13 protein-coding genes and 6 pseudogenes are annotated in these 17,709 nt (G+C 70.0%); 11 read left to right on the top strand and 8 right to left on the bottom strand.

The window, feature by feature from the left end:
• Positions 1–180: 180 nt before the first annotated feature.
• The 4 genes and pseudogenes from ACHMXE_RS27870 to ACHMXE_RS27855 all read right to left on the bottom strand — a co-directional run bounded on the left by ACHMXE_RS27870 (position 181) and on the right by ACHMXE_RS27855 (position 6,116).
• Entirely contained in the window at positions 181–1,125 is a 945-nt protein-coding gene (locus ACHMXE_RS27870) for an ornithine cyclodeaminase family protein (RefSeq protein WP_395352667.1), read from the bottom strand.
• Positions 1,126–1,156: 31 nt separating this feature from the next.
• Positions 1,157–3,955: a molybdopterin dinucleotide binding domain-containing protein gene (locus ACHMXE_RS27865; RefSeq protein WP_395352665.1), complete on the bottom strand. Its 2,799-nt coding sequence runs from the start codon at positions 3,953–3,955 to the stop codon at positions 1,157–1,159.
• A gap of 79 nt (positions 3,956–4,034) precedes the next feature.
• Positions 4,035–4,529 (bottom strand): annotated as a pseudogene (locus tag ACHMXE_RS27860) (molybdopterin-dependent oxidoreductase); the annotation flags it as partial.
• Between the two features lie 105 nt (positions 4,530–4,634).
• Positions 4,635–6,116, bottom strand: coding sequence for a short-chain fatty acid transporter (locus ACHMXE_RS27855; RefSeq protein ID WP_395352662.1), 1,482 nt, complete (start codon positions 6,114–6,116; stop codon positions 4,635–4,637).
• Positions 6,117–6,239: 123 nt separating this feature from the next.
• Between ACHMXE_RS27855 and ACHMXE_RS27850 the strand changes: the two genes are divergently transcribed.
• Positions 6,240–7,178, top strand: a complete 939-nt coding sequence (locus ACHMXE_RS27850) for a LysR family transcriptional regulator (RefSeq protein ID WP_395352660.1) — start codon at positions 6,240–6,242, stop codon at positions 7,176–7,178.
• Between the two features lie 45 nt (positions 7,179–7,223).
• On the opposite strand, the gene ACHMXE_RS27845 is transcribed toward ACHMXE_RS27850, so the two are convergent.
• On the bottom strand, positions 7,224–8,090 hold the full coding sequence (locus ACHMXE_RS27845; protein ID WP_395352658.1) for a pirin family protein: 867 nt from the start codon (positions 8,088–8,090) through the stop codon (positions 7,224–7,226).
• Positions 8,091–8,221: 131 nt separating this feature from the next.
• Between ACHMXE_RS27845 and ACHMXE_RS27840 the strand changes: the two genes are divergently transcribed.
• The 8 genes and pseudogenes from ACHMXE_RS27840 to ACHMXE_RS27805 all read left to right on the top strand — a co-directional run bounded on the left by ACHMXE_RS27840 (position 8,222) and on the right by ACHMXE_RS27805 (position 13,014).
• Positions 8,222–9,124, top strand: a complete 903-nt coding sequence (locus ACHMXE_RS27840) for a LysR family transcriptional regulator (protein ID WP_395352656.1) — start codon at positions 8,222–8,224, stop codon at positions 9,122–9,124.
• Positions 9,125–9,323: 199 nt separating this feature from the next.
• The gene (locus ACHMXE_RS27835; RefSeq protein ID WP_395352654.1) at positions 9,324–9,944 is read left to right on the top strand and encodes a hypothetical protein; all 621 of its coding nucleotides are present in this window, start codon (positions 9,324–9,326) and stop codon (positions 9,942–9,944) included.
• Between the two features lie 13 nt (positions 9,945–9,957).
• Positions 9,958–10,500: a GTP-binding protein gene (locus ACHMXE_RS27830; RefSeq protein ID WP_395352652.1), complete on the top strand. Its 543-nt coding sequence runs from the start codon at positions 9,958–9,960 to the stop codon at positions 10,498–10,500.
• Positions 10,497–10,880 (top strand): roadblock/LC7 domain-containing protein, encoded by a 384-nt coding sequence (locus ACHMXE_RS27825; protein WP_395352650.1) that lies wholly within the window; start codon positions 10,497–10,499, stop codon positions 10,878–10,880. Before ACHMXE_RS27830 ends, ACHMXE_RS27825 begins: the two co-directional genes overlap by 4 nt.
• A 93-nt stretch (positions 10,881–10,973) precedes the next feature.
• Positions 10,974–11,333, top strand: a complete 360-nt coding sequence (locus tag ACHMXE_RS27820) for a hypothetical protein (protein ID WP_203205987.1) — start codon at positions 10,974–10,976, stop codon at positions 11,331–11,333.
• A gap of 468 nt (positions 11,334–11,801) precedes the next feature.
• Entirely contained in the window at positions 11,802–12,182 is a 381-nt protein-coding gene (locus ACHMXE_RS27815) for a nitroreductase family protein (RefSeq protein ID WP_395352648.1), read from the top strand.
• A gap of 63 nt (positions 12,183–12,245) precedes the next feature.
• A pseudogene (locus ACHMXE_RS27810) lies at positions 12,246–12,683 on the top strand (2'-5' RNA ligase family protein); the annotation flags it as partial.
• A gap of 139 nt (positions 12,684–12,822) precedes the next feature.
• On the top strand, positions 12,823–13,014 hold the full coding sequence (locus ACHMXE_RS27805; protein ID WP_395352646.1) for a hypothetical protein: 192 nt from the start codon (positions 12,823–12,825) through the stop codon (positions 13,012–13,014).
• 14 nt (positions 13,015–13,028) lie between these two features.
• On the opposite strand, the gene ACHMXE_RS27800 is transcribed toward ACHMXE_RS27805, so the two are convergent.
• Positions 13,029–13,688, bottom strand: coding sequence for an outer membrane beta-barrel protein (locus tag ACHMXE_RS27800; protein WP_395352644.1), 660 nt, complete (start codon positions 13,686–13,688; stop codon positions 13,029–13,031).
• A 260-nt stretch (positions 13,689–13,948) separates the two neighbouring features.
• Between ACHMXE_RS27800 and ACHMXE_RS27795 the strand changes: the two are divergent.
• Positions 13,949–14,801: pseudogene (locus ACHMXE_RS27795) on the top strand (NAD(P)-dependent oxidoreductase).
• On the opposite strand, the pseudogene ACHMXE_RS27790 reads toward ACHMXE_RS27795, so the two are convergent.
• Positions 14,802–15,563: pseudogene (locus tag ACHMXE_RS27790) on the bottom strand (AraC family ligand binding domain-containing protein); the annotation flags it as partial.
• Positions 15,564–15,672: 109 nt separating this feature from the next.
• Positions 15,673–16,586, bottom strand: a pseudogene (locus tag ACHMXE_RS27785) (LysR family transcriptional regulator).
• A gap of 128 nt (positions 16,587–16,714) precedes the next feature.
• On the opposite strand from ACHMXE_RS27785, the pseudogene ACHMXE_RS27780 reads away from it, so the two are divergent.
• Positions 16,715–17,706: pseudogene (locus ACHMXE_RS27780) on the top strand (2Fe-2S iron-sulfur cluster-binding protein).
• Positions 17,707–17,709 lie beyond the last annotated feature (3 nt).

Here is a 17,709-nt window from a genome sequence, read left to right as displayed (position 1 = left end):
GAGGCCGAAGGAGATCGGGGACAGCGAAGGCATGGGCGAGTTCGACGGTGAGGGTGGTGTTCAAGGCCCCCGCCGATCGACGCACCACGAAGCCCGGCCGCCGTCCCGCAAGGACAGGCGTCGAGCTTTACAGTATTGATCTATTTTGTCAATTTGGTCTGGAGATCGAGACCCCGCTCCTCACGCGGTTTCAACGCTCTCGTAGACGAGGATCGCCGCCGCGAGGTCCTCGAGCGCCGTGCCCACGGCCTTGAAGACGGTCCGTCCATCGGACTCGGTTCGTCCCTGGACCCGGCCGGCGGCGAGGTCGGCCAGCTCTCCCGCCACGTCCGCCGCCGCGAACACGCCGCGCGACATCGGCCCGAGCAGTTCGCCGCTCTTCTGCAGCGCCTCCCGCGTGTCGATGAAGAGCTTCGCGCCGGCGAACGCGGCGTCGTCGGCCTCGCGCATCTGCGGCGTGAAGCTGCCGATCAGGTCGAGGTGGCCGTGCGGCCGCAGCCAGGCGCCCTCGATCACCGGCTGCGTCGCGAGCGTGGCGCAGCTCACGATGTCGGCCTCGCTCGCGGCCTGGGCGAGGTCGGCGGCGACGAACGCATCGATATCTTGCGCGTGGAGGCGCGCGGCGAGTTCCTTCGCCGCCACTTCGTTGCGATCCCAGACTGCGATGCGCTCGATCGGCCGCACGGTGCGAAACGCCTCGGGGACGAGGCCACCGACACGGCCGCAACCGACGACGAGCAGGCTGCGCGCTTCCACGGGTGCGAGGTAGGAGGCCGCGAGGGCCGATGCGGCGGCCGTGCGGCGCGAGGTGATCTCGTTGCCATCGATCTGCGCCAGCGGCTCGCCCGTGCGCGCGTCGTAGAGCGTGTAGGTCGAGAACAGCCCGGGCAGGCCGCGCTCGGCATTGCCCGGGAAGATGTTCACCGTCTTGATACCCAGGTAGCGACCCTCCTGCCACGCCGGCATGATCAGCACGGTCCCGCCCGGTTGCTCGGCCTGGCCCGCAAGCGCATGCACATGCCGCAATGGCACTTCGCAGCCGGCGACGAACATGTCGCGCAGCGCGGGGATCAGGCGCTCGAAGCGCAGGGCGCGGCGGGTGGTTTCGGTATCGATGGTTCTCATGGGACTGTGGCGGCTAAACGGAGGTCGGGGCTCATGCATCGAGCACGAGGTCTTCGAGCGGCACGGCCTGGCATGTCAGGCACACGGCCGGGTCTTCGGGTTCGCGGCCATGCAGGTGCGCGACCTTGCCGGCGATCAGGCGCACGGCGCAGCTTTCGCATTGCCCCACGCGGCAGCCGCTGGGCAGTGGCAGACCCAGCGATTCGCCGAAGCTCAGCAAGGTGCCTTGCCGGGGCGTCCAGGTGGCCGGCCCGCGGCCCGAGCGCGCGAAGCGGACCTCGAACTGCTGGGGGCCATCGGTCGGCGGCGTCGCGGGCGAGCGGAACACCTCGCTGAAGATGTCGAAGCGCGGTACGCCGCGCGCCACCAGGCCCGCGATGACGCTGTCCATCATGGCGGGCGGGCCGCACAGGTAGAAGCGTGCGCGTTGCGCGATCAGCGCGTCGTCCACCACGCCGGCATCGATGAAGCGGTCCGACTGGTAGTCGATGCCGGGGCGGTCCTCGGGCAGCGGCGCGTTGTAGTGGTCGATCACCCGCAGCCGGGGCAGGCGCGCGCGGTGCTGCGCGATGCGTTCGCGGAAGGCATGCGTCGCGCTGTTCTGGTTGGCGTAATAGAGCTCGATCGTGGGGCCTTCGGCGCCATCGGGCAGCGACTCGAGCAGGCTGATGAACGGCGTGATGCCGATGCCGCCCGCGAACAGCACCAGCGGCTGGGACGAACGGCGCGGAATCACGAAGCCACCCGACGGTGCCCGCAGCTCGACGGTGTCGCCGAGCTTCAACTCGCGATGCAGGTGGCCCGACATGCGCCCCTGGTACGGCGTGCCGTCGGCCGCGCGGCCGCGCTGGTGCCGCACCGCGATGCTGTAGCCGCGCCGATCCTCTTGCTCGGCCGCACCGGTGAGCGAATAGGCACGCGAGACCGGCGTGCCATCGCCGGGATCGAGCTTGAGTTCCACATGCTGGCCGGGCCGGTAGTCGGGCAGGGCGCCACCGTCGACGGGCGCGAAGTGGATGCCCAGCACGCCTTCGGCCTCGGGCCGCAGTGCGTCGATGCGAAAGCGGCGCATGCCGGTCCATGCGCGCTGTCGCAACGCCGTGGCGGGATCGCGTTCGATGTCGCAGAGAAAGGAGCGGTGCGGCACCGAGCCGCTGACCGGATCGCAATGGTCGGCCGAGATCAGCGCATTGAAATTGCTGCTCGACGCACCATCGACCGGCAGGCCCTCGCGGTCCAGTTCGCTGCAGCCTTGCCACCAGCCGAACTCGGCCACGACGACATCGTCGGCCAGGCCGGGCGCGAGGCGCGCGACGAAGCGGGCCTCGCCCACGCGCGTGCGGATGCGCACCCAGTCCCCGTCGACGATGTGCTTGCCCTTCGCGAGCGCGGGACTCAGCTCGGCCACCGGCTCGGGCGCGCGCCTGCGCAGCGAGGGCAGGCTGCGATGCTGGCTGTGGCAGTAGAGGCCGTTCTTGGCCGAGCTCAGCACATAGGGAAAGCGGCCCTGTCCGGTCGCCCTGGTGTCGCGCGGCGTGTCGGCGGGCTCGACGAAGCGCGCCACGGGCGGCTGGCCGTGGCGCAGCAGGGTTTCGGAATAGAGCTCGACGCGGCGCGTGGGCGTGTCGAAGCCTCGCACGCCGGTGGGCGTTTCGCGCGCGTACTTCCGTTCAGCCGCGTCGATGTCGCAGGCCACGCCTTCGGGCCGCTCGCGCAACTGCGCCACCGTGAGACCCAGCGGCTCGAGGATGTGGTTCCATCCGGCCTCCAGGCGGCCGCCGAAGAATGCCTCGCCCATGCCGAGGCGTTGCGCGAGATCGAACAGCACCTCGTTGTCGGAACGCGATTCCCCGCGCGGTGCCACCATGCGCTGGCGCAGTTGCACCCAGCCGGCCGCGCGGTCGTCGATCTCGAAGCCGATGCGCAGGCCCTCGCGCTCCCAGGGCGTGTCGATCGGCAGCAGGATGTCGGCATGGCGCGCGGCCGGCGTCTCGAACAGGTCGCAGTGCACGTGGAACTCGAGCTGCGACAGCGCCTGCTGCGCGAGCGCGGTGTCGGCCTGCGAGACCGGCAGGTTGGTGCCGAAGGCCATCATCGCGCGCACCTTGTAGGGCTCGCCCTCGACGATCGCGCGATAGGTGTCGCGCGCGGTCACCCAGCCATGGGCGGGCGGGCCGATCGGCCGTTCCTTCAGGCCGAGCGCTTTGGCGCGCTGCGCATCGGGCAGCAGCGAGAGCGCATTGACCGTGTTGACGCGCGGACCGGTGCGCACGCGGTTGCCGCCGATGCGATCGAAGCTGCCGCACAGCGCGTACAGGGTGGCGACCGCGCGTTCCGACTGGGTCGCGTTGGTGTGCTGGCCGATGCCGGTCCAGGCGTGATAGGCCGTGCGGTGCCCGCCGCCGAACAGTTCGGCCGCGGCGCGCAGCGGGGCTTCGGGCACGCCGGTGATGCGTTCCACCTCCTGCGGTGTCCAGGCGGCGCAGGCCTGCGCCAGCAGATCGAAGGCCGGGCGACACGCGATGCGCTGGCCGTTCTTCGCCGTCAGCGTGACAGCACCGCGCAGGCGGAAGTGGGCCGAGCCTCGAGCTCGTGCGGCCCGAGCGGTGTCGTAGGGCACGGCCCCCTGGTCCGCATCGCTCCAGACCATGAAGCGGTCGCCCTCGGCATCGGGCCGCAGGTCGCGCTCGCGCAGCAGATGCCCGTCGTCGTCGCGCACCAGCAGCGGCGCATTGGTCCAGTCGCGCACGAAGTCTGCGTCGAAGCGCTCGTCCTCGATCAACAGGCGGATCAGCCCGAGCGCGAGCGCCGCGTCGGTGCCGGGCCGCACCGGCAGCCAGCACGTCGGCCTGGCGCGCCAGCGCCGTGGGACGCGGATCGACCACGATCATCCGCGCGCCTTTCGCTCGGCCCTTCGCGATGGCATTGGCCTGCGCCAGCCAGGTGTTGGTGGGGTTGTGGCCCCACAGCACGATCAGCTCGGCCTGCGCATAGTCGGCCGGTGGCATGCCGCCGCCGAAGGTGAAGGCATGGGCGAAGTCCTTGTGCCAGTTGCAGACCTCGGTCGCGTAGCAGATGTTGGGGCTGCCGAAGAGGCGCACGAAGCGCTCGATCCAGTCGATGCTGTCGCTCAGGGGCGTGCCGCTCGGCGTGGTGACCGCGAATACCACCGATTCGGCGCCGCTCTCGGCCTTGATGGCGCCCAGGCGTTGGGCGGTCTCGGCCAGCGCCTCTTCCCAGCCGATGCGCACCCAGCCCGGATCCGGATCGCCCTTGGGCCGCGTGCGGCGCATGGGATGCAGCACGCGATGCGGACTGTGCACGAGCTCGGGCGCGGCCTTGCCCTTCATGCACATCGCCTGGCCGGTCGGGTGTGTCGTGTCGGGCCGCACCGACACCAGCATGTCGCCGCGCACCTCGTTGAGCGTGCCGCAGCGCGAGCGGCAGAGCGTGCAGTAGCCGGGGCTTGGTTTGCGTCGTGGCCGCGTCCATTCGAGTGCCCGCTGCGTTCAAGGCATCACGGGTGCCACGTAGCTCAGCGTGCGACCCAGGAACCACAGCATGAAGAGCACCAGCGGCGCATGCACCAGCAGCTGCAGGAAGGTGAAGCCGACGATGTCGCGCGCCTTCAGCGAGAGCACGCCCAGCAGCGGCAGCATCCAGAAGGGGTTGATCAGGTTGGGCAGCGCCTCGGCCGCGTTGTAGACCTGCACCGCCCATCCGAGGTGGACCTTGAGCTCGTTGGCCGCCTGCATGACGTAGGGCGCCTCGATGATCCACTTGCCGCCGCCCGAGGGAATGAAGAAGCCCAGGATGGCGGAATAGGCGCCCATCACCACCGCGAAGCTGTCGACGCTGGAGATGCTCACGAACAGGTGCGCGATGCGGTCCGACAGCGTGTGGCCGCCGTCGCCCTTGGCGGCGGTCAGCATGGCCGCGATGGCGCCGTAGAGCGGAAACTGGATGATCACGCCCGCGGTCGAGGGCACCGAGCGCGACACGGCGTCGAGAAAGCTGCGCGGGCGCCAGTGCAGCAGCATGCCGATCATCAGGAACAGCAGGTTGTAGGTGTTGAGCCCCGCGATCGCGATCAGCGGGCTCTTGGCCATGAACTCCTGCGCGAGCCAGCCGAAGCCGAGCGCGCACAGCAGCAGCGTGAGCAACGGGCTGCGCTCGAGCCATTCGCCGGGGCGCCGCGCGGCGGTCGCGTCCGTTGCCGGCTTGGCCTCGGTCAGGTCGATGCCCAGGTCCTGCGCCGTGACCGCGCTCTCGACCGTGGGCGCGGACCACAGCGCGATCGCGACCGAGACGGTGATCAGCACCAGCGCCATCACCATCGACTGCCACAGGAAGATGGTCTGGCTGAACGGGATCACGCCAGTGATGTCGAGGATGCTCTTGGGCAGGCTGGCGGCGTTCGCCTGCAGTTGCGCGGCCGAGGAACTGAGGCCGAGCGCCCAGGTCGCGCCCAGCCCGAGATAGGCGGCCGCGCCGGCGGCGCGGTAGTCCATGCGCAGTTCGGTCCGGCGCGCCAGGGCGCGTACGTAGAGCGCGCTGAAGATCAGCGAGATGCCCCAGTTGAACAGCGACAGGATCATGCTGATCGCCGCCACGTAGGCGATGGCCTGGCGCCCCGACACGGGCACCGCGGCCAGGCGGCCGATGAAGCGCGCGGCCGGCGGCGAGGTCGCGACCACGTAGCCGCCGATCGCGACCAGCGCCATCTGCATCGTGAAGACGATCAGGCTCCAGAAGCCGTCGCCGAAGGACTTGGCCACGACCAGCGGGCTCGATCCATTGAGCAGCGCCGCGACCGCCACCACCGCCGCCGCGATGGCCGCGAACACGTAGGCATCGGGGAACCAGCGCTCGGCCCAGGCGGTGAAGCGCAGGCCCAGTCGGCTCAGCAGGCCGGGACCCGCATGGCCCGGTTGCGCGGCGGAAGGGAGCAGGGCGTCTTGCCCGGGGGCTGTTCTTGGTGTCGAGGGCATGGTGTCTCCAGTGGCGGGGCCTGGGGCGTCGTTCGCGCCCGGAATGTCGTGCGGGGCGACTATGGGCGAATGCCAGCGTCAATTCAAATATTGAATATCAATAGAGTGATATAGGATCGCTCTATGTCGATCACGATCAAGCAGCTGCAGCACTTCGTCGCCACGGCCCACACCGGCCAGGTCTCGCGCGCGGCGCAGCGCTGCTATGTGAGCCAGCCCTCGTTGACGACCTCGCTGCGCAATCTCGAGACCGCGCTGAAGGTCCAGCTCTTCACGCGGCATTCCGACGGGCTGCGGCTCACGGTGCATGGCGAAGGCTTCCTGCGCCATGCGCAGCACATCCTGCGCACGCTCGAAGTGGCGGTGGAAGAGACCCACGGCTCGGCGTCCTCGGTCGAAGGGCGCGTGCGCATCGCCATCACGGACACGGTGTCCGAATACATGCTGCCGAAGATCATCGGCGCCATGCGCCGGCAACTTCCGCTGATCGAGTTCGAACCGGTCGAGCGCAACCGCGAGGAAATCGAGGCGGGCCTGCGCAGCGGCGAGTTCGACCTCGCCGTGGTGCTGGTCTCGAACCTCTCGCAGGCGCCCGACATCCGGCGCGAGAACCTGCTGAAGTCGCAGCGCCGCCTGTGGACCTCGCTCGACCATCCGTTGGCGACCGGGCAGTCGGTGTCATTGAAGGAGATTGCGGAGCTTCCGTTCGTGCTGCTCGACATGGACGAGCACGTGGAGACCGTGGGCCGCTACTGGGGCGCGGCGAAGCTCGAGCCCAAGGTCGTGTTCCGGACCAAATCGATCGAGGCGGTGCGCAGCCTGGTCGCGCAGAACGTCGGCGTCACGATCCTGTCGGACCTGGTGTTCCGCCCGTGGTCGCACGACGGCGGCCGCATTCGCCGCACGGCGATGGCGGGCGCGGTGCCGTCGATGGACCTGGGGCTGGCCTACCGGCGCAGCGGCGTGCTGTCCGAAGCGGTCGCCGCCTGCGCGGGCACCTTGCGGCTGCTGGCCAAGACGGTGACGCGCGAATCGGACCTGCGGGCCGGCGACGGCCCCTGAATGGAAAAGCCCCCGCGTCTTCTCGAAACGCGGGGGCTCGATCGCTCAGGCCGGCATGCGCCCGAAGCGGCCGCCGTTGAAGTCGGCCATGGCCTGGCGGATCTCGGCCTCGCTGTTCATCACGAACGGACCGTAGCCCACCACGGGCTCGTCGATCGGTTCGCCCGACAGCCACAGCACCGTCGCGTCGCTGTTGGCCTCGATCTCCACGCCGCTGCCGGCGGTGTCCAGGTGCACCAGTTGCCCTTCACGCGCGATCGTCTCGCCGTTGACCAGCACCGTGCCGCGCAGCACCACCAGCGCCAGCGTGTGGCCTTCCTTCGCCTCGAAGCGCCCGGTGCGGCCCTGCGCGATGCGAAGGTCCCACACGTCCATCGGCGTGAAGGTCCGTGCCGGGCCGCGCTGGCCGTCGAACTCGCCGGCGATCACGCGCAACCGGCCCGCGCCCTCGGGCAGGTCCACCGACGGGATCTGCGCGTCGAGCAGGGTCTGGTAGCCGGGCTCGGCCATCTTGTCCTTCGCGGGCAGGTTGACCCAGAGCTGCACCATCTCCATCGTGCCGCCGCGCTCTGTGAAGCCGCGCGAGTGGAACTCCTCGTGCAGGATGCCGCCGCCGGCGGTCATCCATTGCACGTCGCCCGGGCCGATCAGGCCGCCCGCGCCGGTGGAGTCGCGATGCTCGACCTCGCCCTGGTAGACGATGGTCACGGTCTCGAAACCGCGGTGCGGATGCTGGCCCACGCCGCGCGGGCGGACGGCCGGTTCGAAGGACGTCGGCGCCGCATGGTCGAGCAGCAGGAACGGGCTCAGGTGCTTGCCCAGGCCGTCGTAGCCGAACAGCGAGCGCACCGGAAAACCGTCGCCCACCCAGTGCGTGCGAGGGGCGCTGTAGACACCGAGAACCTTCTTCATCTTCATCTCCTTGCGTCGCCAGGACGAGGGTCCTGGCCGATAGATAGAGAATATGAGTTGAACGATGGATGCAGTAGATGGCAATATTTGCCATCAGCGTTCTATTCGGTGAACGATGAGGGGTGCAAGCGATGAAGGACCTGAACGACCTCTACTACTACGTGCAGGTGGTGGACCACGGCGGTTTCGCGCCCGCGGGCCGCGCGCTGGGCATGCCCAAGTCCAAGCTCAGCCGGCGCATCGCGCTGCTCGAGGAGCGCCTGGGCACGCGCCTGATCCAGCGCTCGACGCGGCGCTTCGCCGTCACCGAGCCGGGCCAGACCTACTACGGCCACTGCAAGGCGATGCTGGTCGAGGCCGACGCGGCCGACGAGGCCATCGCGCTGACCCAGGCCGAGCCGCGCGGCGTGGTGCGCATGACCTGTCCGGTGGCGCTGCTCGACACGCATGTCGGCGACATGGTGGCGGCCTTCATGGTCGCGCACCCGCGCGTGCAGATCCATCTCGAGGAAACCAACCGCCGCGTGGACGTGGTGGGCGAGGGCGTCGACGTCGCCATTCGCGTGCGGCCGCCGCCGATCGAGGACAGCGAACTCGTGATGCGCGTGCTCGCCGAGCGCGGGCAGTGCCTGGTGGCGCATCCGCAACTGCTGTCGGGCGGCATCCCGCGCGTGCCCGCCGACCTCGCGGGCCTGCCGAGCATGGACCTGGGCCTGCCGCAGCACGAGCATGTGTGGACCCTGATCGGCCCCGACGGCGCGCAGGCGGCCATCCGCCACCAGCCGCGCCTCGTCACCCGCGGCATGCTCGCGCTGCGCGCCGCGGCCCTGGCGGGCGTGGGTGTGGTGCAACTGCCGTCGATGATGGTGCGCGAGCAGATCGCGCGCGGCGAGCTGATCCACGTGATCCAGGGCTGGGCGCCGCGGCGCGAGATCATCCACGCGGTGTTCGCTTCGCGGCGCGGGCTGCTGCCGGCAGTGCGGGCGCTGGTGGACTTTCTGGCGGAGCGTTTTGGGGCGCTGGACGAGGACTGAATTCGCGTTCCATTCGCCGTGCGCGGTCCGTGACGTTTCTCCTGATCGCTCATTGAAGTCGCCCCGTCGGCAACAAATGTTGTGGATTTATTCGCGGTGTTCGCCCGAATCTCCGGAATCATTTGTACACACGTACATCATTTGGTTAACGGCTACAACAATATGCAACCATTCAAAAAAAACAGTCAGGGAAGAAGGTATGCCACTCGTTCTGGGCGTGATGGGGCTCCCTCCGGTTGAGGTCGAGCTCCTGAGAATCATCGTCCGCCTCAGCTCCAATCTCCGTTCGCGCTGGACGGTCAGTGAATCGCAATCCTGTGATCTGCTGCTGATCGATGGCGACGGGCCTGCCGCCGAGCGGCAGGCGCCACCGGCACGTTTCGTGGTGCCGATGGTGGCTCGCCGCGGCGATGCCGCCGTGCCGGCCAGCCCTTCGCTCGCGCGCCCCATCTATGCCGAAGAAGTGGTGGAACTGCTCAACCGGGTCGCGCCCAACGCCTTGCCCGACGACGCGACGCAGGCCGGCGCGCGCGCCTCGCTGATCCGCTGGCCGTCGCAGGCGACGCTGCAGCGGCACCCGGCCCATGTCAGGCTGGCGGCGGCGCTCTCCAGGAGCGCGCAGTCGGCCGAGAGCCTCGGCGCATTGGGCCAGGTCGATGTCGAGGTATGTCGCGCCTTCCTGCGTCTGCTGGCGGAAGAAGGGGCCCTGGCCTGGGCCACGGAACTGCCCGGCGTGCCTCGCGCGGCCACGACCGCCGATGCGCGGCAGCGGAAGCGGGGGCTGCTTTCGCGCATCCGCCGGCGTCTGGGCCTGTCCTGAGCGACGGCGCGCCATGAGGGATTTCAAGCTCGTCTTCACGGGCCCGATGGGCGTGGGCAAGACCACGGCCATCGCCGCCATCAGCGACATCAAGCCCATCGGGACCGAGGTCGCCAATGCCGACAGCTCGGTGGCCAAGGCCACCACGACGGTGGGACTCGATTTCGGCCAGCTGACGCTGGACAACGGCGACCGGCTGCGCCTGTACGGCACGCCGGGACAGGCCCGCTTCGACTTCATGTGGAAGATCCTGGTGCGCGATGCGCTCGGCCTCGCGATCCTGATCGACAACAGCCGGCCCGATCCGCTGGCGGACCTCGCGGCCTATCTCGATGGCTTCGCGGGTGCGCTCGAGAAGATGCCTTGCGCGCTCGGCATCACGCGGCTGCCCACGCATCCTTCGCCCACGCTCGACGATTACGCCGGCGCGCTCGCGGCCCGCGGCCTGGTGCTGCCGGTGCTCGCCATGGACCCGCGTCGCAAGGACGACGTCGTTGCCCTGATCGAAACGCTGCTCATGCAGATCGAGGTGATCGACGAGGAGATCGCACCATGAAGATTCCCCACGCGCTCGAGCTGCGCGCCGCGGCCGAGGCCCGCGGCGTGCTCGACGAAACGAGCGGCGTCGTCTCCGTGGTGGTCGCCACGCCCGACGGCTTCGAGATCGCTCATGCCAGCCTGCGCGACTTCGACCCCTCGCGCATCGCCGCGATGGCCAGTTCGATGGCCGCCATCGGCGCCGTGGCCTCGCAGGAGGCGCGCCTCGGTCGTTGCACCTGCATCACCGTGGCCACCGACAAGGGCTTCGCGCTCGTCAGCCCGGTGCGCAACGGCGAGACGGAACTGGTGGTGAACGTCATCGCCAATGCCGACGCGGTGCTCGCGCAGGCGAGGTACCGGACCGCCGCATGCGTGCGGGCGCTCGAGGCGCCGTGACGCGCTGATCGCCATTGCCGGCGGAGACGGGGTGCATGCGACGCCTCCGCTTCATCCTTTCATTCGCATGATCATTCACAGGGAAAAGAACACATGGCCTCGATCCAGAACAGCCTCGACAACCTCCTGACCGCCGACGGCGCACTGTGCGCCGCCGTGGTCGACTCCACCAGCGGCATGATGCTGGGCGCCATCGGCTCTGGCGTCGACCTCGAGGTGGCGGCCGCCGGCAATACCGAAGTGATGCGCGCCAAGCTCAAGACGATGCGCGCCCTTGGTCTCAACGACAGCATCGAGGACATCCTGATCACGCTCGGCAAGCAGTACCACCTGCTGCGCCCGATGGCGCAGAAGGAGGGGGTGTTCATCTACTTCGTGCTCGACAAGTCGAAGTCGAACCTGGCGCTGGCGCGGCGCAAGCTGCAGGAGGTCGAGAAGGACATGAACTTCTGAGCGTCCGCGCACCGGGTGCCTTAGACGCACCGGGTGCCTTAGACGCACCCGGTGCATGGGCAATGCGGCGCCGAATACGACGCCCTTTCGTTCGCCGCCCCGTCGAACATTGGTGACCGCTGTCTTCGTCGCGGACGAGGACCCGGATGCCAGCCATCTCGCCCGACGCGGCGGGACAGCCCGCCACTGAACCCTTGCAGCACCTGTCATTCCCGCGGGGCGGCTTCCTCGTTTCGTTTCGAAGGACGCCGACATGCACGCCGACACCTCCATCTCCCGTTCCGTCCGGCGCGAAGCGCTCGACCTGCTGCTGCAACGCCATTCCCCCTGGCCACTGACCGACCCCGCACCCTCGGCGCAGGACCTCGACCTCGTCTTCCAGGCCTCGCTGCGCGCCCCCGACCACGGCCAGCTCCAACCTGGCGCTTCATCATCATCCGCGGCGAGGCCCGCCTCGCGCTCGGCGAGGTGTTCGCGCAGGCCGCGCGCCAGCGTGATCCCGAGGAAGACGGCGAGCGCTTCCGCAACAAGGCGATGGCCGCGCCGCTGCTGATCGCCATCTGCGCGCGCGTGCTGGCGCCGCACAAGATCCCCGAGTCCGAACAGGTGCTGGCGGTCGGCGCCGCCGCGATGAACATGCTCAACGCGCTGCACCTGCTGGGCTACGGCGGCTTCTGGGCCACGGGGCTCAACAGCTACGACCCGCGGGTGCAGCGCGCGCTGGGCCTGGGCGAAGCGGACCGGCTGCTGGGCTTCCTCTACGTCGGCACGCCGAAGGAGGCGACTCGCGCGCCCGAGCGTCGCGCACCCGAGTCCTTCGTGCGCGAATGGTCCGGCGCGGCGCGCTGAAATTTCTTCGCGCGGCGGTCCCGGATCGCGCCGGGCATCCTGCACCATTCAGCCCCCCAACGAATGCCTTCCGCCGTGCGGTCCTCGACCGCCACCGCACGCGCCCCCACGCTTGACTGCCGCCATCCGCCACACCCGCCGCCGCGCGCCCCCGTCCCCGCACGAGGGCCGACGCGCATGAAGTCCCGCCGCACCGCCCCCGCGCCCGAACAACTGCTGCTGCCCGGCATCGACGCACCGCCGCCACCGCTGCGCACCCGTGCGCGCGCCACGCCCGGCGAACGCGCGCCGCGCAAGCCACCGCCGGCGCATGTGTTGTTCTTCGCGATCCATCCCGGCGAGGAAGATGCCGCGCGCATCGCGGCCTGGAGCGCGCAATGGCATGCGGAACGGGACCTGCGGGCCATGCACGTCGAGCCCGACCGGTTGCACGTCACGCTGCATGAGCTGGGCGAGCACGAAGAGTTGCCGCGCGACAAGGTCGAGCTCGCGATCGCGGCCGCCTCGCGGCTGCACCTGCCGCGCTTCGAGGTGGCATTCGACGGCGTGGCGCGCTTCGCCAAGGGCGCCTGCGTGCTGCTCGGCGGCGACCACGGCGAAGCTGGCCGCGCTCGCGGCCTTCCGGCAGCGCCTGGGCGAGGTGCTGGCCGATGCGGGCTTCGCGCCCAGGCGCGTCTTCACGCCCCACCTCACGCTGTCGTACATGCGCGGCGCGATGGAGCCCGCCACGGTCGAGCCGGTGCGCTGGACCGCCGCGAGCTTCGCGCTGATCGACAGCCGGCGCGCCGAGGGCGTGCACGAGGTGCTGGGCCGCTGGGCGCTGCCGGGCTGAAGGCCCCGGGGCCGTCAGAAGTTCGCGCGCACGCCCACGGTCAGCAGGCCGGTCTTGGCGTGCTTCGAGACCTTGCCGAAGTAGTCGTAGTCGGCGGTGATCGAGAGATTGCGCGTCACGGCGTATTCCGCGCCGAAGCCGGCCATGAGGCCCGTGCCGTTGCCGCCGATGCTGTCGCCGCCGAACAGGCGGTGGTTGTTGCCGGCCGAGACCCGGCCATGCGCCACGCCGAGCCGGCCGTTGAGCGCGAACGACTCGCCCAGCGGCAGCCGCGCGGTGGCGGCCGCGTAGAACACCTGGCCGGTGCCGTTCTCGAGCACCGAGTGCGCGCCGAATCCGCTGTAGCTGGTGTTCCACTGCTTCACGCGGCCCAGCCGCGCATAGCCGCCTTCCACGCCGAAGGTGTCGGTGAAGCGGTAGCCGCCATAGACCTTGAACGCGGTGCCGCTCTTGCTGTTCTTCTCGCCGCCCCAGGGCACGGGCACGCGCGAGGACGAGGGCAGGCTGTAGCTCGAGCGGCCGATGGCGCCGCCGACGTACAGGCGCGTGGTGTCCTTGCCGTGGTCGGCCGCGCTGGCACGCATGGACGCGGCGGCGGCCAGCAGCAGGGCGGACAGAAGGAGCGCAGTGCGCAGCGGCGAAGTCTTGGGCAGCGAGGCTTGGTGGGAAGGCATGGAATGCTTGGGGAAAGATGAGATGAAAGGGAAGGGAGCCACAGGCGCCGCGTGGTGCGTCGGTGGTTGCATTCATTCTCGAAAGCGAGCCTGAAGAAAGGCTGCGCCTCCCCTGAAGGCTTCGTGAAGCGGGCCGCCGCACAAAGCTTCAAGACATGGCCTTCGCCGAGGGCTAAGGTGCCGCGCCATCCCTTCCTCATTCATTCACGGAGACACGGTTGACTGACATCGAACCCCTCGGATTCATCGGCCTCGGCGTCATGGGCCAGCCCATGGCGCTCAATCTGGCGCGCGCTGGCACGCCGCTGGTCGTATGGAACCGCTCGCCCGCGCGGCGCCGAGCCCTTGCGCGAAGCCGGTGCGCAGGTTGCGGACACACCCGCGCAGGTGCTGCGCCGCACGCGCATCGCGATCCTGATGCTGGCCCACGGCGAGGCGATCGACGAGGCGCTGGGCCGCGGCACGCCGGCCTTCGCGGACAACGTCGCGGGGCGCACCATCGTCCACATGGGCACGACCTCGGCCGCGTATTCGCAAGCGCTGGCCGACGCGGTCCGCGCCGCGGGCGGGCGCTATGTCGAGGCGCCGGTCTCGGGCTCGCGCAAGCCGGCCGAGGCCGGGCAACTGGTGGCGATGCTCGCCGGCGACGCCGACGCGGTGGATGCGCTGCGGCCGCTGCTCAAGCCCATGTGCCACGAGACCGTGGTCTGCGGCCCGGTGCCGCAGGCGCTGCTGATGAAGCTGTCGGTCAACCTGTTCCTGATCACCATGGTCACGGGCCTCGCGGAGGCCTTCCATTTCGCCGACCGCCACGGGCTCGACACGCGCAAGCTGGTGTCGGTGCTCGAGGCCGGGCCGATGGCCAGCGCCGTGTCGCGCATGAAGGCGCAGAAGCTGCTCGCGCAGGACTTCGAGGTGCAGGCCTCGATCACCGACGTGCTCAAGAACAACCGGCTGGTGGCCGAGGCGGCGCGCGCGGCCGGCGTGGCCTCGCCGCTGCTCGATGCCTGCCACGCGCTCTATGGCGAGACGCAGGCGCTGGGCCTGGGCGCGCTCGACATGGCGGCCGTGGTGCGCGCGATCGAGGTGCGCACCGATACCGGCGTGCGCTGATCAGCCCAGCGCCGCGCTCCAGCGCGCGGGCGTGAGGCCGTAGGCCTGCTTGAACTGGCGCGACATGTGGCTCTGGTCGGCGAAGCCGGCCGCGTCGGCCGCATCGGCCAGCGAACTGCCGCGCCGCAGCAGCCGGCGCACCGCGTCGAGCTGGCGCAAGGTGCGGGAAGCGGCTCGGGCTGGTGCCGAAGGCCGCGCGGAACTGGCGCGCGAGCGACCATCGGTCGAGGCCGGCCAGGCGCTCGAGCGTGGCCATCTCGGGCGCTCGGTCGGCGTGGCCGCGATGTGCTCGCGCACGCGCGCGAGGCCCGCGAGCTCGAGCGGGCCGGTCGCGGCCGCGCGCCCCGTGGCCGCGTTGGCCAGCAGTTGCGCCACCGCGACCGCGAACTCGGTGCGCAGCACCTCGTCGTCGATCGCGGCGTCGAAGTCCCAGAGCTCGCGCGCGGTGGCGAGGCCCGTGCCGAGGGCCCGCAGCCGCGCCGCATCGAGCACCGGCTGCGTCACGAAGGGCAGCGGCCGTCCCTGCAGCGCGCACTGCACCAGCGCCGGATCGACGTAGAGGATGCGGTAGCCGAAGCCATCGTCGGTGCCCGCGCCGCCGTCGTGCAGCTCGTCGGGATGCAGCACGTGGCACTGGCCCGGCAGGCATTGCTGCTGCGTGCCGCGGTAGCGAAAGCGCTGCACGCCCGCGAGCGTGATGCCGATCGCATAGGTGTCGTGGCGGTGCGGCGAGAAGGCCTGGCCGTGCAGGTGGGCCTCGAGGCGTTCGATGCCTTCGGTGCCGGGAGCGATCCGGATGCGGGGGGAGGGCGCCATCGTGATGCGGAAAGGAGGGACGGCCGTGTTTGTACGCCGAACCCGAAGACCGTGCTCAGTCGCCATCGGCGAACTGGTCGAACAGCAGGCCGCGCAGCCACTGGTTGCCCGGATCGCGGTGCAGCTTGGCATGCCAGAACAGGTTGATCGCGATCTGCGGCAGCGCCACCGGGTGCGCGCGCCACACCAGCCCGAAGGGCTCGGCGATGCTCTGCGCGAGCCGCTCGGGCACGGTGGCGATATGTCGCCCGAACGCAGGATGTGGCCGATGGCCACGAAGTGCGGCACGCGCAGCCGGATGCGCCGCTGGATGCCCTGCGCGGCCATCACGTCGTCGGCCTTGCCGTGGCCGGTGCCCGCGGCCTGCACCAGCACGTGGTCGGCCGCGACGAAATCCTTGAGCGACACGCTGCGCTTCTTCGCGAGCGGATGGCTGCCGGCGAACAGGCACACATAGCGCTGGCGGAACAGCCGGCGCTGGAACACGCCCGACTTGAGCTGCGGCAGCAGCCCGATCGCCAGGTCGACATGGCCGGCCTCGAGCTCCTCGCGCAGGTTGGTCGCGGTGTTGTTGCGCACGGTGCTGATGGTCACGCCCGGCGCAACCGCCGACAGCGCGGCCATCAGCTTCGGCGTGAAGTAGATCTCGCCGATGTCGGTCATCGCGAGCGCGAAGGCGCGCGTGCTGGTGGCCGGGTCGAACACCACCTGCTGGTTGAGCGCGGTATGCAGCGCGCCCATCGCATAGGCCACCGGCTCGGCCAGTTGCAGCGCGAAGGGCGTGGGCTCCATGCCGCGCGCGGTGCGCAGGAACAGCTCGTCGCCCAGCAGCTTGCGCAGCCGCGCGAGCGCGTTGCTGATCGCGGGCTGCGACAGGCCCAGCGACGCGGCCACGGCCGACACGCGTTTCTCGGCCAGCATGCGGTCGAACACCAGCAACAGGTTGAGGTCGATGTCCTTGAGCTGCATGCCGGACCTTTATTCATTTCGGTGATGAAGAGGATTCACGGAATTCTATTGGTCAATCGGCGACGGCCGCGCATCATCGGTCCCCGAGACAACCGGCGCAGCGCGCCCGCCCACGAGAAGAACATCCGATGGACCTGCACATCCACCCCCTGGCCCGCACGCTCGAGGTCCGCCCCGGCGCGAACCTGCTCGAGGTGCTGCGCGAGCACCATGTGCCGGTGTCGTACAGCTGCATGGCCGGGCGCTGCGGCACCTGCCGCTGCAAGCTGGTGTCGGGCCAGGTGCTCGACGCGGGCCAGGATGCCATCCGCCCCGACGGCCAGGGCGAGCGCTACGTGCTGGCCTGCCAGGCCACGCTGACCGAGAGCTGCGCGATCGAGATCCCCGAGCCCGACGAGGTGGTGGTGCATCCGGCGCGGGTGCTCAAGGCCACGGTCACCGGCATCGAGACGCTGACCCACGACATCCGCCGCCTGCGCCTGAAACCCAACAAGCCGCTCGAGTTCTCGCCGGGCCAGTACGCGCAACTGCAGTTCGCGCCGGGACTCGCGCGGCCGTACTCGATGGCGGGCCTCGGCCGCGACGACGAACTCGAGTTCCACGTGCGCCGCGTGCCCGGTGGGCGCGTCACCGCGCATGTGTTCGAGCAGCTGCGCGTGGGCGACGCGGTGCGCGTCAGCGGGCCGCTGGGCACCGCCTACCTGCGCACGAAGCACCGCGGGCCGATGCTCTGCGCGGCCGGCGGCACCGGGCTGGCGCCGATCCTGTCGATCGTGCGCGGCGCCATCGAGGCCGGGCTCACGCAGCAGTCGATCCACCTCTATCTCGGCGTGCGCTCGGGCGCCGACGTCTACGGCCTCGCCGAGCTGCGCGAACTGCAGGCGCTGCATCCGCGCTGACGGTGCAGGTGGTGGTGGTCGCCGGCCCGGTCGAGGCCGGCCAGCGCCTGGGCCTGATCACCGACGCGATCCGCGCCGACTGGCCCGGCAGCCTCGAGGGCTGGCGCGCCTACCTCTGCGGCTCGCCGCCGATGGTCGAGGCCGTGACGCAACTGGTGCGCGGCCGCGGCCTCGCGCCCGAGCAGATCCATGCCGATGCCTTCTACCTGCAAGGCACCTGAAGA

The organism is Variovorax sp. UC122_21, assembly GCF_044056785.1.
Classification (GTDB): domain Bacteria; phylum Pseudomonadota; class Gammaproteobacteria; order Burkholderiales; family Burkholderiaceae_C; genus Variovorax.
This window is presented reverse-complemented; position numbering and strand designations above follow the sequence as displayed.

Excerpts from the sequence above, each read along its gene's own strand:
- ACHMXE_RS27870 (WP_395352667.1), bottom strand. The coding sequence starts at position 1,125 with ATGAGAACCATCGATACCGAAACCACCCGCCGCGCCCTGCGCTTCGAG.
- ACHMXE_RS27855 (WP_395352662.1), bottom strand. The coding sequence starts at position 6,116 with ATGCCCTCGACACCAAGAACAGCCCCCGGGCAAGACGCCCTGCTCCCT.
- ACHMXE_RS27850 (WP_395352660.1), top strand. The coding sequence starts at position 6,240 with ATGTCGATCACGATCAAGCAGCTGCAGCACTTCGTCGCCACGGCCCAC.
- ACHMXE_RS27845 (WP_395352658.1), bottom strand. The coding sequence starts at position 8,090 with ATGAAGAAGGTTCTCGGTGTCTACAGCGCCCCTCGCACGCACTGGGTG.
- ACHMXE_RS27840 (WP_395352656.1), top strand. The coding sequence starts at position 8,222 with ATGAAGGACCTGAACGACCTCTACTACTACGTGCAGGTGGTGGACCAC.
- ACHMXE_RS27835 (WP_395352654.1), top strand. The coding sequence starts at position 9,324 with ATGCCACTCGTTCTGGGCGTGATGGGGCTCCCTCCGGTTGAGGTCGAG.
- ACHMXE_RS27830 (WP_395352652.1), top strand. The coding sequence starts at position 9,958 with ATGAGGGATTTCAAGCTCGTCTTCACGGGCCCGATGGGCGTGGGCAAG.
- ACHMXE_RS27825 (WP_395352650.1), top strand. The coding sequence starts at position 10,497 with ATGAAGATTCCCCACGCGCTCGAGCTGCGCGCCGCGGCCGAGGCCCGC.
- ACHMXE_RS27820 (WP_203205987.1), top strand. The coding sequence starts at position 10,974 with ATGGCCTCGATCCAGAACAGCCTCGACAACCTCCTGACCGCCGACGGC.
- ACHMXE_RS27800 (WP_395352644.1), bottom strand. The coding sequence starts at position 13,688 with ATGCCTTCCCACCAAGCCTCGCTGCCCAAGACTTCGCCGCTGCGCACT.